Here is a 15,157-nt window from a genome sequence, read left to right on the forward strand (position 1 = left end):
TAGTAATCGTAATAGGAGACGAAGTACTCGACCGCGTTGTCGGGGAAGAAGCTCTTGAACTCGCCATAGAGCTGCGCCGCCAGCGTCTTGTTCGGCGCCAGGATCAGCGCCGGGCGCTGGGTCTTCTCGATCACCTTGGCCATGGTGAAGGTCTTGCCCGAGCCGGTGACGCCGAGCAGCACCTGCGTGCGATCGCTGCGGTCGATGCCTTCGACCAGCTCCTTGATGGCGGTCGGCTGGTCGCCCTTCGGCTCGTAGTCCGACTTGATGACGAAGCGGACACCGCCCTCGGACTTTTCCGGCCGCGGCGGCCGATGCGGCACCCATAGCTTGACGTTGCCGTCTTCGCCCTTGAACTCGGGACGGCCGGCGCGGATCAGGTTTTCCAGCGCGTCGGCGGTGGCTTTGACGCCGAGCGCCTCCATCTTGCTGCGCGGCGGCCGCGCCAGCGCCTCGGCGTCGTCCTCCTCGGTCGGCAACCCGAGCTGCCGTGCAAGTTCCGGATCGAGCGTGGGGATGGTGGCGGCGGTGCCGTAGTTGGCCTGCGGGGCTTCAGCAAAGCCCTGCCCGTGGCCCCCCACCCCCGACTCTTCCCCGCGAGGGCGAGGGGAGCCTTGGGGCGCCGGTTGCGGATGAGGCTGCAGCGGCGTCGGCCGCGGCGTGCCGCCATCACCTGGAAAGTTCTTCGGCGTCGACGCCCTGCCGCGATGCACCGCGGCCTCGCCGCCGGTGCGGCGGTCGCGTGAATTGTCGGGCGGCGGTTGCAGGCCGGTGCCCGAGCCGAGCCCGGCCTCGCCGCGGTTCAGCGCAGGGTTCAACAGCTCGGCCAGCGCCGGCCCGATCGGCTTGACGTCGGGGCGATGAGCCTTGGATTTCGGCGCGCGTGGGGACTTTGCCGCCGGCTTTTTCGGAGTGTCGGGAGATTTCGCCATCGCGGTGAATATGGGCAGAGTCGGAGGTCGATGAAAGAGCGGCCGAAGCGGAAGTAACGGCGGGACCGGCGCGCGGGGAGGATTTCTGCTGCATCGCCGTTCGTCCCGCGAATGACGTTGCAAATGCAGGCGCTGGTCTTTCCTTCGCGAGCCGGAACCGTAAGCTGCGGTTCCCTCCGCCGCCGACCCGACGAGCCCCGCATGATCCGTCGATCCGCCTGCCTCGCTGTCCTTGCGCTGCTTGCGCAATCCGTCTCACCCGCCGCGGCTCAGCCCAATGAGGCCGAGCCGTCGACCCGCGCGGCGAACGAGGCCGTCGGCAAATCGTTGCCACTGGCGGACCACGCCGATTTCGAGGACGCACAGCGCGGCCTGATCGCGCCGTTGCCGGAGGGCGTGGTCGCCGGTGCCGCGGGCGCCCCGCCGGTGTGGAATCTCAAGCCTTATGATTTTCTCAAGGGCGAGCAGTCCGCCGCAACGGTCAATCCCAGCCTTTGGCGGCAGGCCCGGCTCAATCTCGCCAACGGCCTGTTTCAGGTCACCGACCGCGTCTATCAGGTCCGCGGCCTCGATATCGCCAACGTCACCATCGTCGAGGGCGACACCGGCCTGATTGTCACCGACACCACGTTGACGGTGCCGACCGCCAGAGCGGCGCTCGATCTCTACTATCAGCACCGGCCGCGGAAGCCGGTGGTGGCGCTGATCTACACCCATAGCCACGTCGATCATTTCGGCGGCGCGGGCGGGCTGATCACCGCGGAGGATGCCGCTTCCGGCAAGGTCAAGGTGATCGCGCCTGAAGGCTTCATGGATCACGCCGTGGCCGAAAACGTCATTGCCGGCAATGCGATGAGCCGGCGCGCGCAGTTCCAGTTCGGCGCGCCGCTGCCGGTCGGCGACAAGGGGCAGGTCGACGCCGGTCTCGGCAAGGCGCTGGCGATGGGACCGATCTCGCTGATCCCGCCCAACGACACCATCAAACAGCCGACCGAGACGCGCCGCATCGACGGTGTCGATATCGAATTCCGCTTCGTGCCGGAGTCGGAAGCGCCATCCGAGATGATCTCCTACTATCCGCAGTTCAAGGTTTTGAACATGGCGGAGGACACCACCCACACGCTGCACAACCTCTACACCCTCCGCGGCGCCGCCATCCGCGACGGCCGGCTGTGGTCGAAATATATCGGCGAGGCGATCGACCGTTATGGCGACCGCACCGACGTGGTGATCGCGCAGCATCACTGGCCGGTGTGGGGACAGGACCGGGTCGTGTCCTATCTAAAGAAGCAGCGCGACCTCTACAAATTCATCCACGACCAGAGCGTGCGGCTGCTCAACCACGGCCTGACGCCGACCGAGATCGCCGAGCGCCTGACGCTGCCGCCGTCGCTGGCCGGTGATTTCGCCGCGCGCGGCTACTACGGCTCGGTCAGCCACAACGCCAAGGCGGTGTACCAGTTCTATCTCGGCTGGTACGACGGCAACCCGGCCGATCTCAACCCGCTCCCGCGTGCCGACGAAGCCAAGAAAGAAATCGACTATATGGGCGGCGCCGCGGCGGTGCTGGCCCGTGCCCGCGAGGACTACAAGGCTGGGCAATATCGCTGGGTGGCGACGATCGCCAGCAAGTTGGTGTTCGCCGATCCGTCCAACAAGGAGGCAAGGGCGCTCGGCGCGGACGCGCTGGAGCAACTCGGCTACCAGGCCGAGGCCGCGACCTGGCGCAACGCCTATCTGCTCGGCGCGCAGGAATTGCGCAACGGTCTGATCAAGACCGATGCCGTCACCGTCAGTCCCGACATGCTCAAGGGCGTGTCGATCGATCTGGCATTCGATTTCCTCGCCGTGCGGCTCAACGCCGCCAAGGCCGAGGGCAAGCACATCGTGGTCAACTGGACCTTCACCGAGCCGAAGCAGACCTACACGATGAATTTGGAGAACTCGGCGCTGACCCATGTGGCAGGCCGCCTGTCCGACAATCCGGACGTCTCGGTCACGCTCAACCGCGCCACGTTCGACGCGATCTCGCTGAAGCAGCGCAGCTTCCTCGGCGCCATCGCCACCGGTGACCTGTGGGTTACGGGCAATCCGCTGAAGCTCCGCGAGCTGTTCGGCATGTTCGACGAGTTCTCGCCGAACTTCGAAGTGATCGAGCCGGTGAAGGCGAAGATCGAGTAGCCGCGCCGCGACGTTCGGGATCGTCGGTTACAGATCCGCCGCGGCGATCCAGAACACCTCGCCTTCGGAATCTTCGCTGTCGAGCCACAGCAGCGGCAAATCCGGAAACTCTGCGTCGATCAGGCCGCGGCCGCGGCCGATTTCGCACAGCAGGCCGCCTGTCTCGGTGAGGTGATCCTTGGCTTCGGCCAGGATGCGGCGGACGATGTCGAGGCCGTCGTCGCCGCCGTCGAATGCCATTGCGGGTTCGGCGCGGCATTCGGCCGGCAGGCTCGCCATGCCTTCGGCGTCGACATAAGGCGGGTTGGTGATGATCAGATCGTAGCGGGTGTCGCCGAGCGGCGCGAATAGATCGCCGTTGTGCAGCGTGATGCGATCGTCGAGCTGATGGTCGGCGACGTTGCGCGTCGCGACCGCGAGCGCGTCCTTCGACAGATCGACGGCATCGATCGCTGCGAACGGGAATGCACGGGCCGCGAGGATCGCCAGGCAGCCCGATCCGGTGCACAGATCGAGTACGCGCTCGACCTCGGCCGGATCGCCGATCAGTGAGGTGTCGCCGCCGTCGAAATGGCTGTCGAGCAGTTCGCCGATGAAGGAGCGCGGCACGATCACGCGCTCGTCGACATAGAACGGCACGCCGCGCATGTAGATCTTGTTGACCAGATAGGCAGCCGGCAGACGCGTCGCGATGCGGCGCTCGATCAGTCCAAGGATCTTGGCGGCTTCGACCGACGTGACGCGCGCGGACGCAAACATCTCGAACTGATCGGGATGCAGATGCAGCGCCTCGCCGATCAGGAAGGCGGCTTCGGCGATCGGGTCGGTGGTGCCGTGCGCGAACACCACGCCGGCTTCGGCGAAGCGGCTGACGGCGTAGCGCAGGAAATCGAGCAGGGTGACCAGTTCGCCCGGCGCGACCCTCGGCGAGTGCGGGCGCTGAACCGGCTTTGCGGCAGTTCGCTTCGCGGCAGACCTCGCCGGCGTCGTGCTGCGCTTTGCGGTCTTCGCCTTAACGGCTTTCGCTTTCGCCTTCTTCGCCATCAATCCTTGCCCCATCGCGCCGCGGCGTCGTCGTCGCGGTCATGCGCCTCGACCCAGCGCGTCTCGCCGTTGCGCTCCTCGCGCTTCCAGAACGGCGCGTTGGCCTTGAGATAATCCATCAGGAATTCGGCTGCCGAGAACGCCGCCTGGCGATGCGCCGAGGCGGCCAGCACCAGCACGATGTTGTCGCCGGGCAGCATCCGGCCGACGCGGTGCACGATCGTCAGCCCGGTCACCGGCCAGCGCTTCACCGCCTCGGCGGCGTGGCGGCCGATCTCGTCTTCGGCCATGCCGGGATAATGTTCGAGGGTCAGCGCCGCGACATCGTTGCCGTCGTCGGCGCCGCGGCAGATGCCGCTGAAGCTCACCACCGCGCCGATATCGACGCGGCCGGACGTCATCGCCTTGATCTCGGCGGCGACGTCGAAATCGGCTTCCTGAATGCGGATGGTCACCGGGACGGTCATCGGATCACCCGTGCGCAGGCGCGCTCAGCCGCCGGTCATCGGCGGGAAGAAGGCCACTTCGCGGGCGCCGGCGATCGGCGTATCCGGGCGCACATGGGTGCGGTCGATCGCGGTGCGGATCACGGCCGGGTTTTCGAACGCATACGCGTAGCCTTCGCCGCGCGCCGTCAGCCAGCCGATCAGATCGGTGACTGTCACGATCTCCGCCGGCGGCTCGACCGTCTCTTCTTCCAGGCCGATGCGCTCGCGCACCCAGGCGAAATACTTCACCCTCATCGCGAGTCCTCCTCGATCAGATGATGGATGCCGGCGCGGAAATAATCGTAGCCGGTGTACATCGTCACCAGTGCGGAGATCCACAGCAGGGCGAGCCCGATCTGCGTCGTGTAGGGCAGCACCTCGTCGCCGGCGTCGCCGGCGAGCAGGAAGCCGATGGCGACCAACTGCACCGTGGTCTTCCACTTCGCCAGCTTGGTCACGGGGACGCTGACGCGCAGCGCGGCGAGATATTCGCGCAGGCCCGACACCAGGATTTCCCGGCACAGGATCACGATCGCGGCCCACAGCGTCCAGCCATGGATGATGCCGTCGGCCGCCAGCATCAGCAGGCAGGACGCCACCAGCAGCTTGTCGGCGATCGGATCGAGCATGCGGCCGAACGCGGAGTGCTGGTCCCAGATCCGGGCGTAATAGCCATCGAGGAAGTCGGTGATCGCGGCGGCGATAAATACCGCCAGCGCGACCCAGCGCAGCGCCAGCGGGCCGCCGAGGATCGACTGCGCGAAAATACAGCCGACCACGACCGGGATCGCCGCGATGCGCGCATAAGTCAGAATATTGGGCAGCGTCAGCGACTTCGTCCCACGCGCCGGCACCCTGGTAGAAACATTGTTCATCGAGCTTTACCAATACTGCCCGCGCCGGAACGTCAACTCCCCCGAAGGGCAGCCCGATCCCTATCAGGAAAAGGTGAAATCCGCATGGATTCCGATCAGGAGCGGGGCTGCCGACTTTGGTCGGGCAGGGCGGCTCAGCCCGGGCCCGGATGAAAGAACTCGAAGATCCGCCGCGCGCTTTCGGCGCTGATTCCCGGAACCTTGCCGAGATCCCCGAGCGAGGCGCGTTCGATCTCCTTCAGGGTGCCGAAGTGGTGGAGCAGCGCGCGCTTGCGGGTCGGGCCGATGCCGGGGATTTCCTGCAGGCCGGCTTCGCGGATGTCCTTCTTGCGCAGCTTGCGGTGTGAGCCGATCACGAAGCGGTGCGCCTCGTCGCGCAGCCGCTGGATGAAATACAGCACCGGGTCGCGCGGCTCGAGCTTGATCGCCTCGCGCTCGGGCATGAACAGGGTCTCGCGGCCGGCGTCGCGGTCCGGCCCCTTGGCGACGCCGAGCAGAGTCACCTCCGCCTCTAATCCGAGCTCGGCCAGCACGGCGCGCGCGGCGTTGAGCTGGCCGCGGCCGCCGTCGATGATTACGAGGTCGGGCCAGCGCGGCGTCTCGTCGTCCTTGGGCGGTGCCTCGCCTTCGGCGCGGGCGGCGACCAACCGCTTGAACCGGCGTTGCAGCACCTCGCGCATCATCGCGTAATCGTCGCCCGGGGTGAGGCCTTCGGAGCGGATGTTGAACTTGCGGTACTGGTTCTTGATGAAGCCGTCCGGCCCGGCGACGATCATCGCGCCGACCGCGTTGGTGCCCTGGATGTGGCTGTTGTCGTAGACCTCGATCCGCTGCGGCGGCTTCGGCAGGCGGAGTGTGGACGCCAGCCCGTCCAGCAGCCGGGTCTGGGTGGCGGTATCGGCCAGCTTGCGTCCGAGCGCCTCGCGGGCATTGGTCAACGCGTGCGCGACCAGCTCCTTCTTCTCGCCGCGCTTGGGGACCGAGATCTCGACCTTGTGGCCGGCCTTGATGCACAGCGCGTTGGCCAGCAGTTCGCATTCCTCGATGTCGTGCGACAGCAGGATCTGCTTGGGCGGCGGCTTGTCGTCGTAGAACTGCGCCAAGAACGACGACAGCACTTCCTCCGGCGTGAACGACTTCTCGGCGCGCGGGAAGTAGGCGCGGTTACCCCAGTTCTGGCCGGTCCGGAAGAAGAACACCTCGACGCAGGAGTAGCCGCCTTCCTGATAAATCGCGAAGACGTCCGCTTCCTCGACGGTGCGCGGATTGATGCCTTGCTGCGACTGGATCGCCGACAACGCGGCCAGTCGGTCGCGATACAGCGCCGCGGTCTCGAATTCGAGCTCGTTCGAAGCCTTTTCCATTTCGGCCGCCAGCAGGCCCTTCACCGCCCGGCTGCGGCCGGACAGGAAGTCGGTCGCCTCACGGACCAGCTCGGTATAGCCCGGGAAGTCGATCTCGCTGGTGCAGGGGCCCGCGCAGCGGCGGATCTGGTACAGCAGGCAGGGCCGGGTGCGGCTCTCGAAGAAGCTGTCGGTGCAGGACCGCACCAGAAACGCCCGCTGCAGCGCCGTGATGGTGCGGTTCACCGCGCCGACCGAGGCGAACGGACCGAAATAGCGGCCGGGCCGGGTCTGCGCGCCGCGGTGCTTGAGGATCTGCGGCGCCCAATGGTCGCCGGTGATCAGAATGTACGGAAACGATTTGTCGTCGCGCAGCAGCACGTTGAAGCGCGGCCGCAGCTGCTTGATCAGATTGGCTTCGAGCAGCAGCGCCTCGGTCTCGGTCGCGGTCGAGATGATCTCGACCGTCGCGGTTGCGGCGATCATCCGGGCGATGCGCATCACATGCCCGGTGGGCCGCGCATAGGACGACAGCCGCTTCTTCACGTTCTTGGCCTTGCCGACATAGAGCACGTCGTTGGCCGCATTCAGCATCCGGTACACGCCCGGCGAGGTCGGCGCCAGCCGCACCGCCTGCTCGATGGCCGCGCGGCCGACGGCCAGCGTGCCGTCCGCGACCTCGCTGTTGTCGTCCTCGACCTCCGGCAGACGCGATTCCTCGTCCTCTTCTGCCGTGAGCGAGGCGGTGGCGGCATCGATGTCCTGTGCGCCGGCGGTCGGGCGCGGCATGGCCGCAGGGGCGTCCGGCGACGGCGAGGCCTTTTCGGCAGGCGGCGTGGCCGCCGTGTCGCGGGTGTCGGCAGGGTCTTGATTCATGGCCCTAAATTAGGCGCTCGGGCGCAGCGGTGCCAGCGCGGCGGGCCCGGAACCCACATGCGGCAATCCGCGCCGGGCTCGCCATCCTGTCGCCCCGAAGCTTGGGAAGTAAGCTTTCGTTAAGAACGACATTTGGAACCGAGGGCGGCTTAACAACCGCTTAACTTAAAACTCTCGATAAATCTTACCGGAAAAAACTGGAAATCCGTAACCATCCCGGATGCTTTTTCCGGTCGGCCAAAGGTGCCGATGGCTGGGCGGACGGCGCGCAGAAGCCGCGCTCCTGCCGTCGAGGAGAGTAAGATGCGTAAACTTGCGATGGCGGCGACGACCATTCTCGTCGCGGGAATTTCGACGGCCCACGCGGCGGACATGGGCTATTACGGCTCGCGGACGCCCTACACCGTCAATCAGCCGCTGAACGCGTTCAGCTGGGCAGGCCCCTATCTGGGCGGCAACCTCGGCTATTCGTTCGGCAACGTGACCAACAACATCACCAAGCCGTCCGGCTTCTCGGGCGGCGTGCAGGGCGGCTACAACTGGCAGAGCGGCAACATCGTCTTCGGTCTCGAAGGCGATATCCAGTTCTCGACTGCCGACGACACCTTCGCGCCCTACAAGTTCTCGAACCCGTGGTTCGGCACCGCGCGCGGCCGCGTCGGCTACGCTCTGAACGACGTGCTGCTTTACGCCACCGGCGGTCTGGCCTTCGGCCAGCTCAAGGGGCAGAATCTGCTGGCGTCAGAGAGCCACAATTCGGCGGGCTGGACCGTCGGTGCCGGCGCCGAGTTCGCCTTCGCGCCGAAGCTCAGCGCCAAGGTCGAGTACCTCTACGGCAGCCTGTCGACCAACAACTTCTTCATCACCGGCGTGCCGAACGGCTACAATTTCGGCCTCATCCGCGCCGGCATCAACTATCACTTCTAAGCATCGCGATCTTCGCGACCAGAACTTCGCGACCAGAAACTCGACGATCACCATTCCCGGCCCTCGCGGCCGGGATTTCTTTTGCTGATAACTCCTGGAGACGGATAGCCGCGCCGGAAGTAGCCGCGCACTAAGCCGTCGCGGCGCCGCTCGGCCGGCTGAGCCGTCGCTTATACCATCGGAGATGAGGTCGGGCAGAGGGCTGTCGGATGCTCGGTCGCTGTCGCCTGTGTCGCCGCGTTGGCGACGCGGAGACGGCGGCTACGAAATCACCAGATTGACCGCCTTGGGGCCCTTGCCCTTCTTGTCCGGCTCGACTTCGAACGAAATACGCTGGCCTTCGGTCAGGTCCTTCAAGCCGGCCCGCTCCACCGCAGTGATATGAACAAATACATCGCGGCCACCGTCATCAGGTTTGATGAAGCCGTAGCCGCGTTCTCCATTAAAGAACTTCACCGTTCCCGTCATAGGCATTCCGGAAACTCCTCCCGCCTGCTTTCCGTCGCGCCGACAAGGGAATAGGGGGCGCTCCGGTACGACCTGGCATCGCGCTGCCGGAAGGCTTGGCCGAGAGCTGGACCGTTGCTAATCCCGGTCCGAGTAGTACGGCCTTGTCACTCCGCCGCCCCCATTCGCGGAAGCGGAACGTAAAGCCAGTCCAATCAGCTCAGCATAATACGGATTTGCGCGAATTGACTACGGTTCAAATGCGACTTTTCCGGCCCCGAATGGTCACTGGTTGAGTGATCAGGATTTGGGTAGCTCGAGCCGGTAACGGCTGACTCCGCCCTGTCCGAGCGGACGCTCCAACTCGGGAAGAATGACTTTCAATTCCGCCGCCAGCGTCCAGGGCGGATTCACCATCAGCAGCCCGGTCGAGGTCAGCGGCCCGTCCGGCTGCTGCGGGGCGACGCTGAATTCCAGCCGAAGGCATTTGCCTTCACCGCCGGCGGTGGCGGTTGTGGCCACGTGCTGCGCCAGTGCATCGGTCGCCCGGCGGTTTTTGGCCGGATACCACAGCAGATAGGCCCCGGTCGGCCATTTGCCGTAGGCGGTCGAGAAGCCGTCGGCGAGCCGGTCGAATTCGTCCTTCTGCTCGAACGACGGGTCGATCACCACCAGGCCGCGCCGCTCCTTGGGGGGCACGAACGCCGCCAGGGCCTTCCAGCCGTCGAGATCGACGACGCGGGCCTGGGTATCGCGCCGGAGCGCATCGATCAGCTGCTTGCGGGCCACCGGTTCCAGCTCGCTGGCCACCATGCTGTCCTGCGGCCGCAGCAGTGCGCGGGCGATCAGCGGCGAGCCCGGATAGGCGGTCAGTTCGCGCTGCGGATTGAAGGCGCGGACGATGTCGAGATACGGCCTGATCAGTTCGCCGGCTTTGTCGCTGAACCGTGCCTGCATCACCCGGCCGATCCCGCTGGTCCACTCGCCGCCGCGGCGGGCCTCGTCGCTGGTCAGGTCGTACAGTCCGGCGCCCGCATGGCTGTCGATCACCCGGAACGGCGCCGGCTTCTCCTGCAGGTAGGTCAGGATCCGGACCAGCACGATGTGCTTGATGACATCGGCAAAATTGCCGGCGTGGAAGGCGTGGCGATAGTTCATGAGCATTCCCTAGCAGGTGGTCCGTCCGGCCGCCATGGCCGGGGCTGTGGCGGCGCAGCGCCGCCATCGCGCGCTCTGCTCGTATCATTACGGGGAACCAGGGTCGCTGCGAAATCCCAAGAAGTCTTCATTTTGCAGCAACTTGTAGCACCGGCACGGCGCGGCCTCGCGCGGCCGATTAACGGGCTGTTTAATCAGCGGTGCTAGTTCTGAGGTCCGGATGGGGCCAGACATTTCACCGGTCGGGTCCTCCAGAGAACACAATGAGCCCACCGTTGGGGGCGTTTCGGCGCACCGTTGCGGTGCCCCTTGGGAGTTGAAGATGGCGGTTGATTTGTCAATGTCGGTCTTGGTGGTGGACGATTACAGCACCATGATCCGGATCATTCGTAATCTTCTGAAGCAGCTCGGCTTCGAGCATATCGACGACGCCAGCGACGGCTCGGCCGCGCTCGAGAAGATGCGCTCGAAGAAGTACGGTCTGGTAATCTCGGACTGGAATATGGAGCCGATGACCGGCTACGACCTGCTCAAGGAAGTCCGCGCCGATCCGAACCTGTCGCAGACGCCCTTCATCATGATCACGGCGGAATCCAAGACCGAGAACGTGATCGCCGCCAAGAAGGCCGGCGTGAACAACTACATCGTCAAGCCGTTCAACGCCGCGACACTGAAGACTAAGATCGACGCGGTGTTCCCGGATCACGTCGCGGCTTAAGCCGCGCCTGCAGCGAGCACGCTATTCAAACGCGCTCCGCGAGGGGCGCGTTTTTTGTTGGGCACATCCTCTCCCCGTCATTCCGGGGCGCGCGCAGCGCGAACCCGGAATCCATAACCACTGTCCGATCGTCTTGCGTGAAGGCGACTGCCGCCGTGCATCACACCACACGCTGCGGCGTATGGATGCCGGGCTCGCGAGCTTCGCTCGCGCCCCGGCATGACGAACGTGAGGGTGTAGGCGCGGCTGCGCTCGCGGCAGCGAAAGATGTCAGCGCTGCTGCGGTGCGCATCGCGGACGGACGCGCGGGGCGCAGAGCTACCAGCGCAATTCCCGCGTCAGCGCGGCCGGAGGGTGTCCGAACAGTTCGGTGACGGCGGCGGTGTCGAGGCGGTCGATGCCTTCGAAGGCGTCGGAATGGATGCCGCGGGTGACGAACAGCAGGTCGATCCCATAGGCCTGTGCACCGGTCAGATCCGTGCGCACCGAGTCGCCGATCGCCAGGACGCGCTCACGCGGCGTGTCGGTGCCGCGCAGCTTCTTGGCCAGTGCCATGGCGCGATCGTAGATCGGCTGGTGCGGCTTGCCGTAAAAGATCACATCGCCGCCGAGTTCGCGATACAGCTCGGCGATCGCGCCGGCGCAGTAAATCAAGCGGTCGCCGCGCTCGACCACGATGTCGGGATTGGCGCAGACCAGCGTCAGCTTGCGCACCAGTGCCTCGCCCATCATCTGCCGATAGTCTTCAGCCGACTCGGTTTCGTCGTCGAACGGGCCCGTGCAGATGATGTAGTCGGCCTTGTCGAGCGGCGTCAGCGGCGCGTCGAGGCCACGATAGATCGAATTGTCGCGATCCGGGCCGAGCCAGTAGATCGACTGCCCGGGATGCTCGGCCACGTAGATGCGGGTGAGATCGCCTGACGAGACGATGGCGTCGTAGCAGTCGTCCGGCACATGCAGCTTGCGGAGCTGGCGCTGCACCGAGTCCGCCGGGCGCGGCGCGTTGGTGATCAGCACCACGGTGCGGCCTTCGGCGCGTGCGGTGCGCAGCGCCTCGCAGGCTTCGGGAAACGATTCCAGGCCGTTATGAACGACGCCCCAGATGTCGCTGAGCACGACATCGACGGACGGCACCAGCTCACGCAGGTGCTCGACAAAGCGCAGCGTGGTCATTGGCAAAAGCGGTCAGAACGGACCGACGGCGCGGCGGGCCAGAGCGGCGACGCCGGTGACGACGCGCGCCGGTTCGATCCGGGCGAGCTCGCCCTTCGAAATGGGGCCTGGATCATGGGACGGAGGGGTATCCTGCTTGGCCTTGTCGCCGGAAGAGGTGGGCGCTGGCGTGGGGGCGGTCTCGGGCCGCAGCGGACGCGGCGCCGCGAACAAGAATCCCTGCCCAAAGCGGACATCGTAGTCAAGCAGGTCCACCACCGCGCGCTCGCCCTCGATCCGCTCGGCGATCAGGTCGATGCCGAAGCGGCCGAGCAGGTCGGACAGATCGGCCGGATGGATGTCGGCGGCCGGGCGCTCGCGCTCCTCGAGCAGCAGCGCCGCCGGCACCTTGATGAAGCGCACGCCGCGGTCGGCGAGCTCGCGCGGCTCGAACCGCAGGTCGGTGACGTGGTCGATCGAGAAGCGGTAGCCGCGCTGCGCCAGCGCCGCGAGGTGCTCGGCTTCGAGCGGCCCGAGGTTGCGCAGCGTCGCCTGTTTGAATTCCAGCACGAAGGACGGCGCCAGCGCGCGGTTGGCTTCGAGGAAGTCGAGGCACTGTGCGAATGCCGCGGCATCCGACAACGTCGCGCCGGCGATGTTGACGAACACGCCGACGTCCTTGTTGCGCACCATCAGGCGGCGCAGCACCTGCACGGCGCGCAGCATCACCGCGTGGTCGATCCGGCCCATCAGGCCGGCGGTCTCGGCCGCGGTGAGAAACTCCTGCGCGGTCAGGATCTGGTCGTTCGCATCCCGCAGCCGGGTGACGATCTCGTAGAACCGCACCTTGCGCTGCGGCAGGGTCACCAGCGGCTGCAGATAGATGTCGAGCCGGCCGTGATCGACCGCGCCGCGCACGGCCTCGAGCAGTTGCGGCGCGGTGCGGGCCGGCTTGGGCGCGGCAGGCAGCGCCGGGGCGGCAGCGGCGGGAAGGTCGGTGATCGCCATCGGCTCGGTGGCCGCGGGTGGCTGGATGCCCTGCTGCTCCGGGAGCCGCGCGCCTGGATCCAGCAGCGGCGCGGGCTGCGGCGCTGCGGCGGAGGATGCCGCCATCAGCATGTCCTCGTGGGTCGCGACCGACGCGGCGAGCTGCTTCACCAGCACGCCCAACTCGCCGATCTCGTTGAGCGCGACCTGGGTGCGGTCCTGGCTGGCCGAATTGGCGGCGATCACCTTGGCCTCGACGGCGGCGAGCCGACGGCCGAACTCTGCGATCTGGCGGGCGAGGTCGGCGGTGCCGTTCGACAGGTCGGCAATCTGATGGCTGGCGTCGGAGCGGTCACCGAGCCGGATCGAGACCGCATGATACAAAATGAACAGTGCCATCGCGGCCAGCGCCACGATCGCCGACTGCAGCACATTGAAGCCGGCAAGCGCGTACACCACCGTGCCCAGCGACACGGAGATCAGCACCATGCAGATCGCGACGAAAAGGGTCGAAACTCGGATCATTCAGCGCCGGATTCCCTGCCGATCCCGCATCATTGGTGATTCGGCGGACGAGTCCACTGGATTCGTCCGCCGCATCCGGGATTGAGCAGGGCGTCCGGGGCCGGGCGCCGGGCCGTCGTCAGGCGACCGCGCGGATCACCTTGGCGACCTTGTCGACGATTTCGCCGATCTGGTCGTCGCTCATGATCAGCGGCGGGGTCAGCGCCAGCGTGTCGCCGGCGATGCGCAGCATCAGGTCGTGGTCGTGGAAGGCCGAGTTCATCGCCTCGAAGCCGCGCTTGCCCGGGCCTTCGCCGACCGGGGCGAGGTCGATGCCGGCGGTGAGGCCGACGGTGCGGATGTCGACGACGTTCGGCTCCGACTTCAGCGACAGCACCGCGTCGGCCCATTTCGGCTCCAGCGCCTTGGCGCGCTCGAACAGCTTCTCGTCACGATAAATGTCGAGCGTGGCGAGGCCGGCCGCGCAGGCCAAGGGATGCGCCGAGTAGGTGTAGCCGTGGAACAGCTCGACGGCGTAATCCGGACCGGTCATGAACGCGTCGTGGATCTCGCTCGAGGCGATCACGCCGCCCATCGGCACCGCGCCGTTGGTGACGCCCTTGGCGAAGGTGATCATGTCGGGCGTGACGCCGTAGCGTTCGGCCGCGAAGGCGAAGCCGAGACGGCCGTAGCCGGTGATCACTTCGTCGAAGATCAGCAGGATGCCGTGCTTCTTGGTGATCTCGCGCAGCTTCTTGAGGTAGCCCTTCGGCGCCGGGATCACGCCGGTCGAGCCGGCCATCGGTTCGACGATCACCGCCGCGATGGTGTTGGCGCCGTGCAGATTGACGAGGCCTTCGAGCGCGTCGGCGAAGTGCGCGCCGTAGTCCGGCTCGCCCTTGCTGAACGCCTGCTTGTCGCGATCATAGGTCGCAGGCAGATGGTCGACGCCATTGAGCAGCGTGCCGAACATCTTGCGGTTGTTGCCGATGCCGCCGACCGCGGTGCCGCCGAAGCCGACGCCGTGATAGCCGCGCTCGCGGCCGATGAAGCGGGTGCGCGAGCCCTGGCCGCGGATCTGCTGCCAGGCCATCGCGATCTTCAGCGCGGTGTCGGCGGCTTCCGAGCCGGAGTTGCAGAAGAACACATGGTCGAGCCCGGCCGGCGCCAAGTCGGCGATCCGGCTGGCGAGTTCGAACGCCTTCGGCTGGCCGAACTGGAACGGCGGCGAGAAGTCGAGCTCCTCGGCCTGCGCGGCGATGGCAGCGGAAATCTGCTCGCGGCCGTGGCCGGCGTTGCTGCACCACATGCCCGACGCGGCGTCGATGATCTTGCGGCCGTCCGTGGTGAAATAATGCATGTCCTTGGCGCCCGCGATCATCTTCGGCGCGCGCTTGAAGGCCCGGTTCGCAGTGAACGGCATCCAGAACGCCTCGAGGTCGTTCGGCACGTTGACGGCGGACGTGGGCTTGCTCTTGTCTAACATAGCGCTCCTCATATGCGCGGGACGGGATTGCGGACGGCG

At 66.3% G+C, this 15,157-nt stretch carries 14 protein-coding genes; 3 read left to right on the top strand and 11 right to left on the bottom strand.

What is annotated here, in order from left to right:
- Positions 1–932 (bottom strand): DEAD/DEAH box helicase family protein (locus tag ACOJTD_RS05935; RefSeq protein WP_420132005.1); only part of this gene is annotated, 932 nt, incomplete at its 3' end.
- 201 nt (positions 933–1,133) lie between these two features.
- Between ACOJTD_RS05935 and ACOJTD_RS05940 the strand changes: the two genes are divergently transcribed.
- Positions 1,134–3,113, top strand: coding sequence for an alkyl/aryl-sulfatase (locus ACOJTD_RS05940; RefSeq protein ID WP_420132006.1), 1,980 nt, complete (start codon positions 1,134–1,136; stop codon positions 3,111–3,113).
- A 27-nt stretch (positions 3,114–3,140) separates the two neighbouring features.
- On the opposite strand, the gene prmB is transcribed toward ACOJTD_RS05940, so the two are convergent.
- The 5 genes from prmB to uvrC all read right to left on the bottom strand — a co-directional run bounded on the left by prmB (position 3,141) and on the right by uvrC (position 7,739).
- Positions 3,141–4,157 carry a 50S ribosomal protein L3 N(5)-glutamine methyltransferase gene (prmB, locus tag ACOJTD_RS05945; protein ID WP_420132007.1) on the bottom strand — a complete coding sequence of 339 codons (1,017 nt, stop codon included), beginning with the start codon at positions 4,155–4,157 and terminating at the stop codon, positions 3,141–3,143.
- Positions 4,157–4,624, bottom strand: a complete 468-nt coding sequence (locus ACOJTD_RS05950) for a molybdenum cofactor biosynthesis protein MoaE (RefSeq protein WP_420132008.1) — start codon at positions 4,622–4,624, stop codon at positions 4,157–4,159. The genes prmB and ACOJTD_RS05950 overlap by 1 nt, the downstream gene beginning before the upstream one ends.
- A gap of 24 nt (positions 4,625–4,648) precedes the next feature.
- The gene (moaD, locus tag ACOJTD_RS05955) at positions 4,649–4,900 is read right to left on the bottom strand and encodes a molybdopterin converting factor subunit 1 (RefSeq protein ID WP_420132009.1); all 252 of its coding nucleotides are present in this window, start codon (positions 4,898–4,900) and stop codon (positions 4,649–4,651) included.
- Positions 4,897–5,520, bottom strand: coding sequence for a CDP-diacylglycerol--glycerol-3-phosphate 3-phosphatidyltransferase (gene pgsA, locus ACOJTD_RS05960; RefSeq protein ID WP_420132010.1), 624 nt, complete (start codon positions 5,518–5,520; stop codon positions 4,897–4,899). Before pgsA ends, moaD begins: the two co-directional genes overlap by 4 nt.
- 134 nt (positions 5,521–5,654) lie before the next feature.
- Complete coding sequence (uvrC, locus tag ACOJTD_RS05965) at positions 5,655–7,739, bottom strand: excinuclease ABC subunit UvrC (protein WP_420132011.1); 2,085 nt, start codon at positions 7,737–7,739, stop codon at positions 5,655–5,657.
- 303 nt (positions 7,740–8,042) lie between these two features.
- Between uvrC and ACOJTD_RS05970 the strand changes: the two genes are divergently transcribed.
- Positions 8,043–8,666: an outer membrane protein gene (locus ACOJTD_RS05970; protein WP_420132012.1), complete on the top strand. Its 624-nt coding sequence runs from the start codon at positions 8,043–8,045 to the stop codon at positions 8,664–8,666.
- A gap of 261 nt (positions 8,667–8,927) precedes the next feature.
- Here the strand turns inward: ACOJTD_RS05970 and ACOJTD_RS05975 are convergent, their stop codons facing one another.
- On the bottom strand, positions 8,928–9,140 hold the full coding sequence (locus ACOJTD_RS05975) for a cold-shock protein (RefSeq protein WP_054162291.1): 213 nt from the start codon (positions 9,138–9,140) through the stop codon (positions 8,928–8,930).
- Positions 9,141–9,413: 273 nt separating this feature from the next.
- Complete coding sequence (locus ACOJTD_RS05980) at positions 9,414–10,271, bottom strand: 23S rRNA (adenine(2030)-N(6))-methyltransferase RlmJ (RefSeq protein WP_420132013.1); 858 nt, start codon at positions 10,269–10,271, stop codon at positions 9,414–9,416.
- Positions 10,272–10,593: 322 nt separating this feature from the next.
- Between ACOJTD_RS05980 and ACOJTD_RS05985 the strand changes: the two genes are divergently transcribed.
- A complete protein-coding gene (locus ACOJTD_RS05985) occupies positions 10,594–10,989 on the top strand; it encodes a chemotaxis response regulator CheY (RefSeq protein ID WP_054162290.1) in 396 nt (131 codons plus the stop codon).
- A gap of 318 nt (positions 10,990–11,307) precedes the next feature.
- Here the strand turns inward: ACOJTD_RS05985 and ACOJTD_RS05990 are convergent, their stop codons facing one another.
- The 3 genes from ACOJTD_RS05990 to ACOJTD_RS06000 all read right to left on the bottom strand — a co-directional run bounded on the left by ACOJTD_RS05990 (position 11,308) and on the right by ACOJTD_RS06000 (position 15,118).
- Positions 11,308–12,162: a TIGR01459 family HAD-type hydrolase gene (locus ACOJTD_RS05990; protein ID WP_420132014.1), complete on the bottom strand. Its 855-nt coding sequence runs from the start codon at positions 12,160–12,162 to the stop codon at positions 11,308–11,310.
- A gap of 12 nt (positions 12,163–12,174) precedes the next feature.
- Positions 12,175–13,653 carry an EAL domain-containing protein gene (locus ACOJTD_RS05995; RefSeq protein WP_420132015.1) on the bottom strand — a complete coding sequence of 493 codons (1,479 nt, stop codon included), beginning with the start codon at positions 13,651–13,653 and terminating at the stop codon, positions 12,175–12,177.
- 118 nt (positions 13,654–13,771) lie between these two features.
- Positions 13,772–15,118 carry an aspartate aminotransferase family protein gene (locus ACOJTD_RS06000; protein WP_420132016.1) on the bottom strand — a complete coding sequence of 449 codons (1,347 nt, stop codon included), beginning with the start codon at positions 15,116–15,118 and terminating at the stop codon, positions 13,772–13,774.
- Positions 15,119–15,157: the final 39 nt, after the last annotated feature.

This window comes from Rhodopseudomonas sp. (genome assembly GCF_048594845.1).
GTDB lineage: Bacteria > Pseudomonadota > Alphaproteobacteria > Rhizobiales > Xanthobacteraceae > Rhodopseudomonas.